The organism is Pseudomonas sp. DE0010 (assembly GCF_007680745.1).
GTDB lineage: Bacteria > Pseudomonadota > Gammaproteobacteria > Pseudomonadales > Pseudomonadaceae > Aquipseudomonas > Aquipseudomonas parafulva_B.
In genome coordinates this window covers 46528-62650 of sequence record NZ_VEJQ01000024.1, presented here as the reverse complement: position 1 = coordinate 62650, position 16123 = coordinate 46528, and the positions used below count along the sequence as shown (strand labels likewise).

The window sequence follows — 16123 nt, the reverse complement described above, 5'->3', positions numbered from 1 at the left end:
CGGGGAGGGCTGCGCCCTCCATTCGCGGGGCAAGCCCGCTCCCACAAGGTCTGCGCTGTGCCATGAAGCGGCGCGCATCCTGTGGGAGGGGGCTTGGCCCGCGACTGGGGCGCAGGGCGCCCCCGGGGATCTCAGTTCAACGCCTCGATCCGCAGCGTGTTGGTCGACCCTGGCTTGCCGAAAGGCACACCGGCAGTGATCAGAAGCGTGTCGCCACGGCTGGCCATGCCTTGGGCCTGGGCAATTTCCAGCGCAGTGGAAACCACTTCGTCCACCTGGCGTAGGCGGTCATTCACTACCGAATGCACGCCCCAGGTCACGCTCAGGCGGCGAGCGGTGCTCAGGTTCGGCGTCAGGTTGAGGATCGGTGCCCGTGGGCGCTCGCGCGCAGCACGCAGGGTCGAGGCGCCCGACTCGCTGTAGTTGACCAGCACCGCCACCGGCAGGATGCCGCTGATGCGGCGGATGGCGCAGCTGATGGCGTCCGATACGGTGGCCTCGGCCTTCGGCCGGCCAACGTCGAGCTGGGCCTGGTAGTCCGGGCCATTCTCCACCTGGCGGATAATCTTGCTCATCATCTGCACGGCTTCCAGCGGGTAGTCACCCGAGGCCGTCTCCGCCGACAACATCACAGCGTCCGCACCTTCGGCCACGGCGTTGGCCACGTCGGTGACTTCGGCACGGGTCGGTGCTGGCGAGAAACGCATCGATTCGAGCATCTGCGTAGCCACTACCACCGGTTTACCCAGCTGCCGGCAGGTGCCGATGATGCGCTTCTGAATCTGCGGCACGCTCTCGGCCGGTACTTCCACGCCCAGGTCACCACGGGCCACCATGATCGCGTCTGCCAGTTCGGCGATGGCTTGCAATTGTTCAACCGCCGAAGGTTTCTCGATCTTGGCCATCAGGAAGGCGCGGTCACCAATCAGCTGGCGCGCTTCAAGGATGTCCTCGGGGCGCTGTACAAACGACAGGGCCACCCAGTCCACACCCAGCTCCAGGCCAAAAGCCAGGTCGCGGCGGTCCTTTTCGGTAAGCGGGGAGAGGTCGAGCACCGCTTGCGGCACGTTGACGCCCTTGCGGTCGGACAGCTCGCCACCGTTCAACACTTCGGTGTCGATCGCATCGCTGTGTTTGGCGGTAACGCGCAGGCGCAACTTGCCGTCGTCCAGCAGCAGGTCCATGCCAGGTTCCAGCGCCGCGATGATTTCCGGGTGCGGCAGGTTGACCCTGCTGCTGTCGCCTAGGGTCTTGTCCAGGTCCAGGCGCAAGGCTTGACCGCGTTGCAAGTGCACCTTGCCTTCGGCAAAACGACCCACCCGCAGCTTAGGGCCTTGCAGGTCCATGAGAATGCCCAGTGGATAGTTCAGCTGCTGCTCCACCTCGCGGATCCACTGATAGCGCAGCGCATGGTCGGCGTGCTCGCCATGGCTGAAGTTGAGGCGAAAAATGTTCACGCCTGCTTCCACCAGTTGCCGCACATCGTCGATGCCACCCGTAGCCGGGCCCAGGGTGGCGAGGATTTTCACTTTCTTGTCAGGCGTCATGAGGGGTCGGTCTCGAGAATCAGGATGGCGCGAAAGTCATTGACGTTGGTGCGCGTGGGTTCGGTGACGATCAGCGCATCGAGTGCGGCGAAGTAGCCGTAGCCGTTGTTGTCGTCCAGCTCGTCGCTGGCCGACAGGCCCAAGGCTTGGGCGCGTGCGTAGCTGCTAGGCGTCATGACAGCGCCGGCGTTTTCTTCCGAGCCGTCGATGCCGTCGGTGTCGCCTGCCAGTGCGTAGACGCCCGGCAGGCCCTTGAGGCTTTCGGTGAGGCTGAGCAGAAATTCCGCGTTGCGCCCGCCGCGGCCATTACCGCGCACGGTGACCGTGGTCTCGCCGCCGGACAGAATCACGCAAGGGGCCTTGAGCGGCTGGCCATGCTGGAAGATCTGCCGGGCAATGCCTGCATGCACCTTGGCCACTTCCCGTGACTCACCTTCCAGGTCGCCCAATATCAACGGGCTGAAACCTGCCTGGCGCGCCTTGACCGCCGCAGCTTCGAGCGACTGTTGAGGCTTGGCGATCAGCTGGAAATGGCTGCGGGCCAGGGCTGGGTCGCCAGCCTTGAGGGTTTCCGAGGCCGGGTCATTGAGCCAGTCGATGACGGCCTGTGGGGCGTCGATGGCGTAGCGCTTGAGGATCGCCAGTGCCTCGGTCGAGGTGCTCGGGTCGGCCACGGTGGGGCCTGAAGCGATGACCGTGGCCAGGTCGCCCGGCACGTCCGAGATCGCGTAGGTGTAGACCGTGGCCGGCCAGCAGGCCTTGGCCAGGCGCCCACCCTTGATCGCCGAGAGGTGCTTGCGCACGCAGTTCATCTCGCCGATGGTGGCGCCGGATTTGAGCAGGGCCTTGTTGATGTGCTGTTTGTCCGCCAGGGTCAGGTTGGCGGCGGGCAGGGCCAGCAAGGCAGAGCCGCCGCCGGACAGCAGGAATATCACCCGATCCTGCTCGCTGAGGTTGCCGACCAGTTCCAGCACGCGCCTGGCAACCGCCAGGCCGGCCGCATCAGGCACCGGGTGGGCGGCTTCGACCACTTCGATGTGCCGGCAGTTGGCACCATGGCCGTAGCGGGTCACGACCAGGCCGCTGACCTCGCCTTGCCAGTGCTTCTCGACCACCTCGGCCATGGCGGCGGCAGCCTTGCCTGCGCCGATGACGATCACTCGACCGCTGCGGTCGGCGGGCAGGTAGGGTTCGAGCACGTGGCTGGGATGGGCGGCGGCGATGGCTGTGTCGAACAGCTCACGCAGCAGTTTGTGTGGATCGACCGACATGGCAGGCTCCCTTTATTGTTGTTCTGCACAATCGAGAACGCCCCTGGAACAGCCTCCGTGCAGGCCGAACCAGGGGCGGTGTTGCTCGGGTTCACCCCTGGCTGTGCTCAGCCAAGGGGCGTAACAGGTGTGCCGGGTTACCGGCAGCAGGGCTGCAAGGCAGCCCCGGCGCTCGGATCAGCGGTCGTCGCGGATCGAGAAATTGGCCATGTGCTCCAGGCCCTTGATCAGCGCCGAGTGGTCCCAGTTGCCGCCACCCAGGGCCTGGCAGGTGTTGAACACTTGCTGGGCATTGGAAGTGTTAGGCAGGTTGATGCCCAGTTCCTTGGCGCCTTGCAGGGCCAGGTTAAGGTCCTTCTGGTGCAGGTTGATGCGGAAGCCTGGGTCGAAGGTGCCTTTGATCATGCGCTCGGCGTGCACTTCCAGAATTTTCGACGATGCGAAGCCGCCCATCAGTGCCTCGCGCACCTTGGCCGGGTCTGCGCCGTTCTTCGCGGCAAACAGCAATGCTTCGCTGACGGCCTGGATGTTCAGGGCGACGATGATCTGGTTGGCCACCTTCGCGGTCTGACCGTCACCGTTGCCGCCTACCAGGGTGATGTTCTTGCCCATGCTCTGGAACAGGGGCAGGGCGCGCTCGAAGGCTTTCGGGCAGCCGCCAACCATGATGCTCAGGGTCGCGGCCTTGGCGCCCACTTCACCCCCGGACACCGGGGCATCGAGGTAGGTAGCGCCGGTGGCGTTGATTTTCTCGGCAAAGGCTTTGGTGGCGGTTGGGGAAATCGAACTCATGTCGATCACCACCTTGTTCGGGCCCACGCCCTGGGCAACGCCGTTGTCCCCGAACAGTACGCTGTCGACCTGTGGGGTGTCCGGGACCATGACGATGATGAACTCGGCTTCCTGGGCCACCTCCTTGGGGTTGGCCAGGGCCACGGCGCCGTCGGCGATCAGGTCGGCTGGAGCTGCATCGTGGTGGGTGGAGACGAACAGGCTGTGCCCTGCTTTTTGCAGGTTCTGGGCCATGGGCTTGCCCATGATGCCGGTGCCGATGAAACCGATTTTAGCCATCAGAAATTACCTCTTTTATCGTTGTTCGCGTTCCCGGAGGGATTCAGATCGCGTTGTGCGTTTTCAGCCAGCCCAAGCCCGCTTCGGTGGTGGTCTTGGGCTTGTATTCCGCGCCCACCCAGCCCTGGTAGCCGATGCGGTCCAGGTGCTCGAACAGGAAGCGGTAGTTGATCTCGCCAGTACCCGGCTCGTGACGGCCCGGATTGTCGGCCAGCTGGATGTGGTTGATCAGCGGCAGATTGGTTTCCATGGTGCGCGCCAGGTCACCTTCCATGATCTGCATGTGGTAGATGTCGTATTGCAGGAACAGGTTGTCGCTGCCCACTTCGGCCTGGATGGCCAATGCCTGCTCGGTGGTGTTGAGGTAGAAGCCCGGAATGTCGCGGGTGTTGATCATTTCCATAACCAGGCGAATACCGGCGGCCTGGAGCTTGTCGGCGGCATAGCGCAGGTTTTCCACGAAGGTCTTGCGCACGGTGGCGCAGTCCGGGCCGTCTGGGCGAATCCCAGCCAGGGCGTTGACCTGGGTGTTGCCCAGCACCTTGGCGTACTCGATGGCCTTGTCGACACCTGCACGGAATTCTTCGACGCGGTCTGGGTGGCAGGTGATGCCACGCTCACCCTTGGACCAATCCCCCGCGGGAAGATTGAACAGCACCTGGGTCAGGCCGTGAGCCTTGAGCTGCGCCTGGATTTCGGCAGCGCTGAAATCGTAGGGGAACAGGTATTCGACACCACTGAAACCGGCGTCGGCGGCGGCCTTGAAGCGGGCCAGGAAGTCCTGCTCGGTGAACAGCATGGACAGGTTGGCAGCGAAGCGAGGCATGGTTGTCTCCTTGCGTTGAGAGCCCCGGGCCAGCCGGGGCGTCAGGCGATCAGTCCAGCAGCGAGATGGCGGTCGGCGCATCGTTGCCGACCAGGGCGAGGTCTTCGAACTCGTTGACCGCGTTGATCTCGGTGCCCATGGATATGTTGGTAACGCGTTCAAGAATGATCTCGACCACGACCGGCACGCGGAACTGCTCGGCCATTTGCCGAGCTTTTAGCAGGGCGGGGGCGATGTCGGCCGGCTCGAATACCCGCAGGGCCTTGCAGCCCAGGCCTTCGACCACGGCGACGTGATCGACGCCATAGCTGGCAGCGTCGGTGGCGTTGATGTTCTCAAACGCCAGTTGTACACAGTAGTCCATGTCGAAACCACGCTGGGCCTGGCGAATCAACCCCAGATAGGCGTTGTTCACCAGCACGTGGACGTAGGGCAGGTTGAACTGCGCCCCGACGGCCAGTTCCTCGATCATGAACTGGAAGTCGTAGTCGCCCGACAAGGCCACTACCTGGCGCGTGGGGTCGGCCTTGACCACACCCAGTGCCGCAGGGATGGTCCAGCCCAGTGGGCCGGCCTGGCCGCAGTTGATCCAGTGCCGTGGCTTGTACACGTGCAGGAACTGCGCACCGGCGATCTGCGACAGACCAATGGTGCTGACATAACAGGTGTCCTTGCCGAACACCTGGTTCATCTCCTGGTACACGCGCTGGGGCTTGACTGGCACGTTGTCGAAATGGGTCTTGCGCTGCAGGCTGGCCTTGCGCTGCTGGCAGTCTTCAAGCCAGGCCTGGCGGCACTTGAGTTTGCCAGCGGCCTGCCATTCCCTGGCGACTTCCAGGAACACCTCCAGGGCCTTGCCGGCATCGGAAACGATGCCCAGATCCGGGGTGAACACGCGGCCGATCTGGGTCGGCTCGATATCCACATGCACGAATTTACGGCCTTCGGTGTACACGTCCACGGAACCGGTGTGGCGGTTGGCCCAGCGGTTGCCGATGCCCAGTACCAGGTCGGACTTGAGCAGGGTGGCGTTGCCATAGCGGTGCGAGGTTTGCAGGCCGACCATTCCGACCATCAGCGGGTGGTCATCCGGGATGGTGCCCCAGCCCATGAGCGTCGGGATCACTGGCACACCGGTCAATTCGGCGAATTCGACCAGTTTGTCGCTGGCGTCGGCGTTGATGATGCCGCCGCCTGCCACCAGCAAGGGCCGCTCGGCCTCGTTGAGCATGGCCAGGGCCTTTTCCGCCTGGACGCGCGTGGCGCAGGGCTTGTGCACGGGCAGCGGTTCATAGGCGTCGATGTCGAACTCGATTTCAGCCATCTGCACGTCGAATGGCAGGTCGATCAGTACCGGGCCGGGCCGGCCGCTGCGCATTTCGAAGAACGCTTTCTGGAACGCATACGGCACCTGGCCAGGCTCCAGCACGGTGGTTGCCCACTTGGTGACGGGCTTGACGATGCTGGTGATGTCCACGGCCTGGAAGTCTTCCTTGTGCAGGCGAGCGCGTGGCGCCTGGCCAGTGATGCACAGGATCGGAATGGAGTCGGCACTGGCGCTGTAGAGGCCGGTGACCATGTCCGTGCCCGCCGGGCCGGAGGTGCCGATGCAAACCCCGATGTTGCCAGGGTTGGCACGGGTGTAGCCTTCTGCCATGTGCGAGGCGCCTTCGACGTGGCGAGCGAGGACGTGATCGATGCCACCCACTTTCTTCAGGGCCGAATACAACGGGTTGATGGCAGCCCCTGGGATGCCGAACGCAGTCACCACACCTTCACGGCGCATGACCAGTACGGCTGCATCGATTGCTCTCATTTTGCTCATGATTTGTGCCTCATCGATTTTGTAATTGTATACAACCTGCGTTGCGATTCAGTGTATTCACGCTCAGGTGATCTGGTCAATGGGTTTTGATCGGGCAAGTCGATGCGGCCGTGAAATAGGGTGTTTGCGTTATCGAATACGATTGGATCTAAATATTGTATACAAAAATATTTTCGGTTGTGTTCTATTGCGGTATCGGTTTTCAACTGCCCTCAGGGCTTCTCACAATAAAAAGAGGACCTTCCCATGAATGCTTTGAACCTGAACCTGAACCTGAACCTGGCGCTGAGCCTGGTAAACGCCGCATTGGCTGCCGGGCGTACCATCCAGGCGGCGCCACTGACGGTGGCGGTGCTCGATGCCGGTGGGCACTTGCTCGCCTTGCAGCGTGAAGACGGGGCGAGCCTGATCCGACCCGAGGTCGCCACTGGCAAAGCCTGGGGTGCGATAGCGCTGGGCAAGGGCTCGCGTCTGCTGGCGCTGGATGCGCAGCAACGGCCGGCCTTCTTCGCCGCGCTCAACGGGTTGGGCGAACGGGCGGTCGTGCCGGCGCCAGGCGGCGTGCTGGTGCGTGATCAGGATGGGCGGGTGCTAGGTGCGGTGGGGATCAGCGGGGATACATCGGATATCGACGAGCAGTGTGCGATCAGTGCCATCGAGGCGCTGGGGCTGCGTGCCGATGCGGGCGCGGTGGCCTGACCCGCATCAACTGCCGTTGCTCGATGCCCCAGCCCCCAGCGGGCCTGGGCACGTGCAGGGCGAAGGGCAAGGCGGTACTGCTCAGGCCGGCTCGGGTTCGCAGCCTTTGAGCACCATGCGGATGATGGTTTCGGCCGCCGCGTCGTAGTCGCTGTCGGCCAGCTTGGCCTTGCCGGTCACTGCCGAGATCTGCCAGTCAAAATCGGCGTACGTCTGGGTTGCCGCCCAGATGCTGAACATCAGGTGATGCGCATCGACGTGGGCGATCTGGCCGCGGTCTATCCACTGCTGGATGCACTCGATGTTGTGCCGCGCCTGCTCGTTGAGCTGTTCGACCTGGCTGGGCGACAAATGCGGGGCGCCGTGCATGATTTCGCTGGCGAACACCTTCGACGCATGGGGCAGGTCGCGGGAGATGCGGATCTTGGAGCGAATGTATGCGCTCAGCACCTCGCGAGGATCGCCATCGGCGTTGAACGGGGTGGAGGCCTGCATGATCGGCGCGATGATGCTTTCCAGCACCTCGCGGTACAGGTTGTCCTTGGACTTGAAGTAGTAGTAGACGTTGGGCTTGGGCAGCCCAGCCTTGGCGGCGATATCGCTGGTTTTGGTGGCTGCGAAGCCCTTGTCGGCGAATTCCTCGCTGGCCGCGCGCAGGATCAATTCCTTGTTGCGCTCGCGAATGGTGCTCATGGTCAGGGATTTTCCTCGTGTCAGGCCACCTCTAGGCTCTGTGTGAAAAGCCTTGATACTCGGTGATGCTGCGTTGAAAACAGCCTGGATCGCCAGCCCGGTCGGAATGCTCATTTACAACCCGTAAAGTCGAGCGCGACTCCGACCGTTCCTCAGCTGTTTTCGCCTTGCCTTACCTTCGTCTCAAGACTTTTCACACAGAGCCTAGGAGGCAGCCGGCATGGTAGCACCGTGCCCAAGGGCGGCTCAAGGCAGCGGCTTTGGGCAAGGCCTTTGCATCCAGTGGCGCGCGTGGGCGCTAGCGCAGCAGGTTGGTCTTCGCCAGGTCCAGCACCTCGTCGCCACGCCCGCTCATCACTGCCTTGAGCATGTACAGGCTAAAGCCCTTGGCCTGCTCCAGCTTGATCGCCGGCGGCATGACCAGCTCTTGCGTGGCGGTGACCACATCGAGCAGTACGGGGCCGTCGTGGGCCAGGGCACGGCGCAGGGCCTGCTCCAGGTCTTCGGAGCGCTCGACGCGAATGCCCAGAATGCCCATGGCATTGGACATGGCGGCGAAGTCGGGGTTGTGCAGGTCGGTGCCGGTATCCAGGTAACCGGCAGCCTTCATTTCCATGGCGACGAAGCCCAGTGACGCGTTATTGAACACCACCACCTTCACAGGCAGCTTGAGCTGGGCGAGCGAGATGAAGTCACCCATCAGCATGCTGAACCCACCGTCGCCACTCATCGAGATCACCTGGCGCCCCGGGAAGGCCGCCTGTGCGCCCATGGCCTGTGGCATGGCGTTGGCCATCGAGCCGTGGTTGAACGAGCCGACCAGGCGACGCTGGCCATTCATCTTCAGGTAACGCGCCGCCCAGACCGTGGGCGAACCGACGTCGGCGGTGAAGATCGCGTCTTCGCTGGCCAGTTCGCTGAGCAGGCGCGTGACGTATTGTGGGTGGATCGGCCGGTCACCCTTGGAGGGTACCGCCAGATCGTCCAGCCCCTGCCGCGCCTTGCTGTAGGCTTTGAGTGCATCATCCAGGAAGCGCCGATCGGTCTTGCGCGTCAGGCGTGGCAGCAAGGCGTTGAGGGTTTCGCCGACATCGGCAGCGATGCCCAGCGATAACGTGGCGCGTCGTCCCAGTGCTTGCGGATCACGGTCGACCTGCACGATCTTGGCGTCGCTTGGGAAAAACTGCCGGTAGGGGAAGTCGGTGCCCAGCATCACCAGCGTGTCGCAGCCGAGCATTGCGTGGTAACCGGAACTGAAGCCGATCAAGCCCGTCATGCCGACGTCGAAGGGGTTGTCCCATTCCACATGCTCCTTGCCGCGCAACGCATGGACCACCGGTGCGCCGAGTGCATCGGCCAGGGCCACGACCTGGTCATGCGCACCGGCGCAGCCGCTGCCGCACAGCAGGGTCACCTTGTGGCTGTCCTGCAACAACTCGGTCAGGCGCTGCAGATCGACTTCGGTTGGCAGGATGCGTGGCTGCTGCAGGGAAGGCCAGGCCGCCGGTTTCTGCTCGACCTCCAGCAGCGATACGTCACCGGGAATCACCACCACCGCCACACCGCGATTGAGGATGGCCGAGCGCATGGCCCGGTGCAGCACCTGCGGCATCTGCGCAGGGTTGCTGACCAGTTCGATGAAATGGCTGCATTCCTTGAACAGTTCTTGCGGATGGGTTTCCTGGAAGTAGTTCAGGCCAATCTCCGAGGAGGGGATCTGCGCGGCGATGGCCAGCACGGGCACCCGGTTGCGGTGGCAGTCGAACAGGCCATTGATCAAGTGCAGGTTGCCCGGCCCGCAACTGCCAGCGCACACCGTCAACTCACCGGTGACCGCCGCCTCGGCACCGGCGGCGAAGGCGGCGACTTCCTCATGGCGCACGTGCATCCATTCGATGCTGTCCATGCTGCGCAGGGCGTCGGTCAGGCCATTGAGGCTGTCGCCGGTCAGGCCCCAGATCCGTTTGATACCAGCCTGTTCGAGTGTCGAGGCCAACTGCTGGGCCATGTTGAGCTTTGCCATGAAGACTCCTGGTGCGAATGAAAAGACGTGATCGATGGGATAGAGACAGGCGCTTGGCCACGGCTGTTCGTTTGCGTCCATGAACGAATCGTCATGCGCGCTGCCCCGTGCCTGACGCTGCCCTGAACCCCCTGTGCGCGTCCCGGGCTCATCTGCTGCCGACAGGCCAGGGCACCCGTGCCCGGCAGAACTGTTCAGCCACCGGCCGGTCTGTATGCCATCGTGATTGCCCTGGGAGCACGTCTGGCTATTCAGGCGTTTCAGGATGATGAAATCGCACGCGTCTACTAAGGGTGAATGGAATGGCTGGCAGCAGTTTTTTTGCGTTGTTGGATGACATCGCGGCCCTGTTGGATGACATCTCGTTGATGACCAAGGTCGCGGCCAAGAAGTCGGCCAGCGTGCTGAGCGATGACTTGGCCGTTAACGCCGAGCAAGTGACGGGCATGAAGGCCGATCGCGAACTGCCGGTGGTATGGGCCGTATTCAAGGGCTCTCTGAAGAACAAGGCCATCCTGGTGCCCTGCGCCCTGATCCTCAGTGCGGTGCTGCCGGCAGCGGTCAAATGGCTGCTCATGGCCGGCGGCCTGTATCTGTGCTACGAGGGCTTCGAGGCGATCAAGGACAAGTTTTCCCGCAGCGAGCATGGCGCCAAGGCGCAAGGAAAAAAGGCGCTTCCCAAAACCCCCGAGGAACTGGCCGCGTATGAGCAACGCAAGATCAAAGGGGCGATCAAGACCGACTTTATCCTGAGTGCGGAGATCATCGTCATCACCCTCAACGTGGTGGCTGAGGCCCCGCTGTACCAGCAGATCCTGACCTTGGTTCTGATCGCCCTGGTCATGACGATGGGGGTCTATGGGCTGGTCGCTGGCATCGTGCGGCTGGACGACGCAGGGTTCGCCTTGGCCAAATCCAAGGCCCAGGGTATGTGGGGTCGTGCGGTCAGAAAGTTGGGTGAAGTGCTGGTGTCGGCCGCGCCTTTCCTGATGAAGGCGCTGTCCTGGATCGGAACGGTCGCGATGTTCTTGGTCGGCGGGACATTCATTGCCGAAGGCATTGCGCCCCTGGAGCATGTCATCGAAGGCTGGGTTGCGCACAGCGGAAGCTGGGAAGCGGTTGCCAAGCACGTCGTGTTCGGGGTTGTCGGGGCTGTCGCCGGAGGCCTGACGGCACTGGTGGTCGGCGGATTCTCTTGGGTTCGCGCACGCGCTGCCGGTTGAGCGACACCGCTTGGGCAAAGGGGCCGCCTGGCGGCCCCGTCATCATGCCGTGATCAGAACAGCACCTTGACCAGGAAGCTCATGGTGTTCTGGTCGGTGGTGAAGGCGCCGGAGTCCTTGATGCCGTACTTGTTCTTCCAATAGTCGTACTCAACACCCACGTACAGCTGCTTCTCGCCCAGGTGCATGGCTTTGCCCAGGTCATACTTGATCTGCGGGTTGAAGTGCAGGTTGGCGTGGTAGGTGCCACGGCGGTTTTCATCGTTGTCCACCACCCAGTCCATGAAGCCATCGATCAACACGTCGGAGGAGCCGACCGGGATGGTGTAGGCCCACACCGGGGTGATCTGCCAGACATTGTCGCCAGGGCGGCTGCCATCGGTGGTGCGCTGGTAGAAGTTCAGCTGGAAGTAGTCAAAGCCTGGGATGTCCAGGTCGAAGCCGGGGCCGATCAGGTAGGCTTCCGTGTCGCCCTCGCCAAACTCATAGGTCATGGCCAGCAGCACGTCCTTGACTGGGCCGAAGGACAGCTTCTGGTCGAAGATCTTGTTGAACGACAGGCGCGGGCTGATCTCGCCGTAGTAGGTGTTGGGACCGTTGCCGGCGTCCTTCTGGCCTTGGTAGAAGATCTTGTCGACGAACAGGAAGTTATCGCCGTACTTCCAGCCGTCGGCGTGCTCGAAGGTCAGGGTCTGTTGGGTCGACGGGTTGACCTTGAAGTTCTTGCCCCACAGGTAGGTCAGGCTGTTGCTCTGCCACTGCAGCAGGTCGCCGGCGAAGGTGGTGCCACAGGCCAGCAGGCCGCCGGCGAGGATCAGGCTGTTGATGGTACGCATTGCGGATGTCGCTCCCTTGGTTGATCTGTTGTCAGCGCTCGGTGTTGGCGCTTTTTCTGTCTTTTTAGTCAGCTTTTTTCGATGGGCCACAGCTGTCTGGCAAGGGTTGAGCCAACTTTCTCCCGGTTGGCGAAACCGTCCTGCTCGACGTCGTTCTGAACGGATGAAAAGGGTCTTTCAGGCTGGCAACACGTTGGCCAACCGCCCGAATTCATTGACTGAGCGGTCAGTAAACGCAGGCAGAATCCGTCCTGCCCTGATCGAGGGGGCGCGCAGATTACTGGCTTGCGCGCCTGGCCTCAAGTGCTCCGTCGTGGAGCACGGTGGAGCAAACCTGTGCATGTGGTCAGGTTGTCAGAAGTGTATCTTGATCAAGGCACTGGCCACGCTCTGATTGCTGTCCAGGGCGCCCCGGCTGTCGATGCCGTATTTGTCCTTCCAGTAGCTGTACTCCAAGCCCACGTACAGCTGCTTGTCACCCAGGCTCAGCGCCTTGCCCAGGTCGTATTTCACCTGCGGGTTGAAGTGCAGGTTGGCGTGGTAGGTACCCCGTCGGTTCTGGTCATTGTCGGTCACCCAGTCCATGTAGCCGTCTATCAGAATGTCGGACTTGCCCAGTGGCACCGTGTAGGACCAGGCAGGCGTGATCTGCCATACGTTGTCGCCGGGGCGGCTGCCTTCGGTATTGCGCACGTAGAAATTGAGCACGAAATAGTTGAAGCCTGGCACGTCGAGGTCAAAGCCAGGGCCGATCAGGTAGGCTTCATTGTCACCTTCGCCACGCTCATAGGTCATGGCCAGCAGCACGTCCTTGACCGGGCCGAACGCGAGCTTGCGGTCGAGGATCTTGCCCAGCGAGAAACGAGGGCTGAACTCGCCGTAGTAGGTGGTCACCCCTTTGCCGGGGTCGGCCTTGCCGTTGTAGAAAATCTTGTCGACGAACAGGAAGGTGTCGCCATATTTCCACTTGTTGGCGTGCTCGAAGGTGAGCGTCTGCTGGATGCCAGGGTTGATCTTGAAATCCTTGCCGTACAAGTAGGTCAGGCTCTCGCCGTGCCATTGCAGCCATTGGCCGGCCTGGCTCGGTACGCTGGCCAGCAGGCTGGTGCCCAGCAACAAGGCTGTGGGGATGTGGTTCATGTGACAGCTCCCGGATGTTGTTCTTGTGGGTTGTCAGGCGCGTGCGCGCCCCGGGCGGCCCACGCGGGGTGGGCCGACGGCACAGCAGTGATTCAGGCGTAAAGCACGGGCGGGCAGGGCGCCGCCCGTTGGCTCAGTGGGGGTGGCAGGGCGCGTTGTGCGCCGCGCGGTCCGCGCCGCCGAGAATGTTGAACAGCACGTTGAGCACCAGCGCACTGACCGTGGCCATGGCGATGCCGCTATGGGTGATGGGCTCCATCCACTGGGGCATCTGAGCGAAGAATTCCGGCCGTACCACCGGGATCAGTCCGAAACCGACGCTGACCGCCACCAGCAACTGGTTGCGCCGATCCCCGATGTCCGCTTCCTGGAGGATCTTGATGCCAGTGGCAGTGACCATGCCGAACATGGCAATGGACGCGCCGCCGAGCACCGCTGGCGGAATCGAGGCGATCAGGTAGGCCGCCTTGGGCAGCAAGCTGAGCACCACCAGCAAGCCGCCGGCCACCACCGTGACGAAACGGCAGCGTACGCCGGTCATCTGCACCAGGCCGATGTTCTGGGCGAACGAGGAATGGGTGAAGGTATTGAAAAAACCTGCGATGAAGGAAGCGCCAGCGTCGCACAGCAGCCCGCGGCGCAGCATGCCTGGGGTGACGTCGCGGTCGGTGACCTTGCCCAAGGCCAGGAACATCCCGGTGGACTCGACAAAGATGATCACCACCACCAGGCACATCGACAGGATCGGGGCCAGGCTGAAGGTGGGCATGCCAAAGTGCAGCGGGGTGACCACCTGCAACCAGGGCGTGGCCCCCAGGCCCGAGAGGTCGACCATGCCGATCGATCCCGCCAGCAGGTAACCCAGGCCCATCCCTACCAGCACCGACACGTTGACCCAGAAGCCCCGCATGAAGCGGTTGATCAACAGAATCACTGCCAGCACCAGGCCGGCGACCAGCAGGTAGATCGGTGAGCCGAAGGTGGTCGCTTGCTGGCCGCCTCCGGCCCAGTTCACCGCCACGGGGAACAGCGACAGGCCGATGGACGTGATCACCGTGCCGGTCACCAGCGGCGGGAAAAACCTCACCACCTTGGACATGAAGGGTGCGACCAGCATGCCGAAGAAGCCTGCGGCAATGGTGGCCCCGAAGATGCCCTGCAAGCCCACACCGGGCATGCCGGCCATGGCCACCATGCTGCCAACGGCGGCAAAACTGGCCCCCATCATCACGGGCATGCGAATGCCCACCGGGCCGATGCCCAGCGATTGCACCAGGGTGGCGACCCCAGCGACCAGCAGGTCGGCGTTGATCAGAAAGGCGACTTCTTCGCGGGACAGGCCTGCGGCCTGGCCGATGATCAGCGGTACCGCGATGGCGCCACCGTACATCAGAAGCACATGTTGCAGGCCAACCAGAAAGAGCTGGAACAGGGGCAGGGGCTGTCGCGGCGGCGCTACCGGGATAGACGCCTTGGATGACTCGGACATGCAGCACCTCGAGTTTTGTTTTTATTCTCGGATCCAAGCGGCGGGCGAGCCCAAGGTTCAAGCGGCGATCTTCGACATGAAGATCGCGTTGCTTTAAGCCTGGGCCAGCGCCTGCGCTCGATGCTTGCGTACGACGTTATGCGGTGTAGCCAATTGCGGTCAGTTGACAGGCGCGCCCTTGGCGATCCAGTCGCCTACCAGCTTGCGCTCTTCGGTGGTCATCTGGGTGATGTTGCCCAGCGGCATGATCTGGCTGGCAACCGCTTGCGCCTGGATGCGCGCGGCCTGGGCCTGGATCTGTTGCGGGGTGTCGAACATCACGCCACCTGGGGCGGCACTGAACAGTGGGCTGGTCGGCTTGGAGGAGTGGCACACGGTGCAGCGTTCCTGGATGACGTGGTGGATCTTCTCGAAGCTGTCACCGCCGGCCTGCGCCGTCGCCTCGGCCGGCACTGCCGGTTCGGCGGGCTTGGCCGCGTCTTCGGCGCGGCGCTCGGCCGCCGTCTTGCCGCCCACGGCAGTGGCTGGCAACGGCTGGTACTCGATCTTGGCAGCGGCCTGTTCCGGGCTGACCGGCATCGGCTTGGGACCTGTGACATAGGCCAGGCAGATCATGGCCAGGGCGCCGACCGGCAGCGTCCAGGCGTACTTGTTGCTGTCGTGGCGGGTGTTGAAGTAGTGACGAATCAACACCGCCGCCACTGCGATCCCCGCCAGGATCAGCCAGTTGTACTGGCTGCCGTAGGTGCTGGGGAAGTGGTTGCTGATCATGATGAACAGCACCGGCAGCGTGAAGTAGTTGTTGTGGCGTGAACGCAGCAGGCCCTTGGCCGGCAACACCGGGTCCGGGGTCTGGTTGTTCTCGATGGCAGCCACCAGCTGGCGCTGGGCCGGCATGATGATGCGGAACACGTTGCCGACCATGATGGTGCCGATGATCGCGCCCGTGTGCAGGTAGGCCCCACGGCCGCTGAACACCAGGCTGAAGCCCCAGCAGGCGGCAATGATCAGTACGAACAGCACCGCACCCAGCAGGGCAGGGCGCTTGCCCAGGGGCGAGTCGCAGAGGAAGTCGTAGACGAACCAGCCCACGACCAGCGATCCGATACCGATCGCCACGCCCTCGGCGCCGCTGAGGGTGCTGCCAGGTGCCAGCAGGTACAAGGTGGGGTTCCAGTAGAACACCACGCATAGCAGGGCAATGCCGGACATCCAGGTGAAGTAGGCTTCCCATTTGAACCAGTGCAGGTTCTCGGGCATTTTCGGCGGGGCGAGCTTGTATTTTTCCAGGTGGTAAATACCACCGCCATGGATGGCCCAGAGGTCACCTGACAACCCATCGCGCGGGTTGCTTCGATTCAGGTGGTTCTCCAGCCAGACAAAGTAGAACGATGCACCGATCCAGGCCACGCCGGTGATCATGTGAACCCAGCGAATGCTCAGGTTCAGCCACTCGTGAAGGTGTGCTTCCACAGTATGT

At 62.8% G+C, this 16123-nt stretch carries 13 protein-coding genes; 2 read left to right on the top strand and 11 right to left on the bottom strand.

What is annotated here, in order from left to right:
• Positions 1-131 precede the first annotated feature (131 nt).
• The 5 genes from pyk to gcl all read right to left on the bottom strand — a co-directional run bounded on the left by pyk (position 132) and on the right by gcl (position 6540).
• A complete protein-coding gene (pyk, locus tag FS767_RS17550; RefSeq protein ID WP_144967061.1) occupies positions 132-1547 on the bottom strand; it encodes a pyruvate kinase in 1416 nt (471 codons plus the stop codon).
• Complete coding sequence (locus FS767_RS17545) at positions 1544-2818, bottom strand: glycerate kinase (protein WP_144967060.1); 1275 nt, start codon at positions 2816-2818, stop codon at positions 1544-1546. Before FS767_RS17545 ends, pyk begins: the two co-directional genes overlap by 4 nt.
• A gap of 177 nt (positions 2819-2995) precedes the next feature.
• Positions 2996-3889, bottom strand: a complete 894-nt coding sequence (locus FS767_RS17540; protein WP_058639843.1) for a 2-hydroxy-3-oxopropionate reductase — start codon at positions 3887-3889, stop codon at positions 2996-2998.
• Between the two features lie 43 nt (positions 3890-3932).
• On the bottom strand, positions 3933-4715 hold the full coding sequence (hyi, locus tag FS767_RS17535; RefSeq protein ID WP_144967059.1) for a hydroxypyruvate isomerase: 783 nt from the start codon (positions 4713-4715) through the stop codon (positions 3933-3935).
• A gap of 49 nt (positions 4716-4764) precedes the next feature.
• Positions 4765-6540: a glyoxylate carboligase gene (gcl, locus tag FS767_RS17530; protein WP_144967058.1), complete on the bottom strand. Its 1776-nt coding sequence runs from the start codon at positions 6538-6540 to the stop codon at positions 4765-4767.
• Between the two features lie 246 nt (positions 6541-6786).
• Here gcl and FS767_RS17525 point away from each other — a divergent pair, with 246 nt between their 5' ends.
• On the top strand, positions 6787-7239 hold the full coding sequence (locus FS767_RS17525) for a heme-binding protein (protein ID WP_144967057.1): 453 nt from the start codon (positions 6787-6789) through the stop codon (positions 7237-7239).
• Positions 7240-7320: 81 nt separating this feature from the next.
• On the opposite strand, the gene FS767_RS17520 is transcribed toward FS767_RS17525, so the two are convergent.
• Both FS767_RS17520 and poxB read right to left on the bottom strand, forming a co-directional pair.
• On the bottom strand, positions 7321-7932 hold the full coding sequence (locus FS767_RS17520) for a TetR/AcrR family transcriptional regulator (RefSeq protein ID WP_027915993.1): 612 nt from the start codon (positions 7930-7932) through the stop codon (positions 7321-7323).
• A gap of 298 nt (positions 7933-8230) precedes the next feature.
• A complete protein-coding gene (poxB, locus tag FS767_RS17515; RefSeq protein WP_144967056.1) occupies positions 8231-9955 on the bottom strand; it encodes a ubiquinone-dependent pyruvate dehydrogenase in 1725 nt (574 codons plus the stop codon).
• Between the two features lie 302 nt (positions 9956-10257).
• On the opposite strand from poxB, the gene FS767_RS17510 reads away from it, so the two are divergent.
• Positions 10258-11178, top strand: coding sequence for a DUF808 domain-containing protein (locus tag FS767_RS17510; RefSeq protein ID WP_144967055.1), 921 nt, complete (start codon positions 10258-10260; stop codon positions 11176-11178).
• A 53-nt stretch (positions 11179-11231) separates the two neighbouring features.
• Here FS767_RS17510 and FS767_RS17505 read toward each other — a convergent pair whose 3' ends face one another.
• From FS767_RS17505 to FS767_RS17490, 4 genes are all read right to left on the bottom strand, one after another.
• Positions 11232-12014, bottom strand: coding sequence for an outer membrane protein OmpK (locus FS767_RS17505; RefSeq protein WP_023535873.1), 783 nt, complete (start codon positions 12012-12014; stop codon positions 11232-11234).
• Between the two features lie 354 nt (positions 12015-12368).
• The gene (locus tag FS767_RS17500; RefSeq protein ID WP_144967054.1) at positions 12369-13154 is read right to left on the bottom strand and encodes an outer membrane protein OmpK; all 786 of its coding nucleotides are present in this window, start codon (positions 13152-13154) and stop codon (positions 12369-12371) included.
• A 133-nt stretch (positions 13155-13287) separates the two neighbouring features.
• Positions 13288-14643, bottom strand: a complete 1356-nt coding sequence (locus FS767_RS17495; RefSeq protein ID WP_144967053.1) for a nucleobase:cation symporter-2 family protein — start codon at positions 14641-14643, stop codon at positions 13288-13290.
• 159 nt (positions 14644-14802) lie between these two features.
• Complete coding sequence (locus FS767_RS17490) at positions 14803-16116, bottom strand: urate hydroxylase PuuD (protein ID WP_027915998.1); 1314 nt, start codon at positions 16114-16116, stop codon at positions 14803-14805.
• Between the last annotated feature and the right edge of the window lie 7 nt (positions 16117-16123).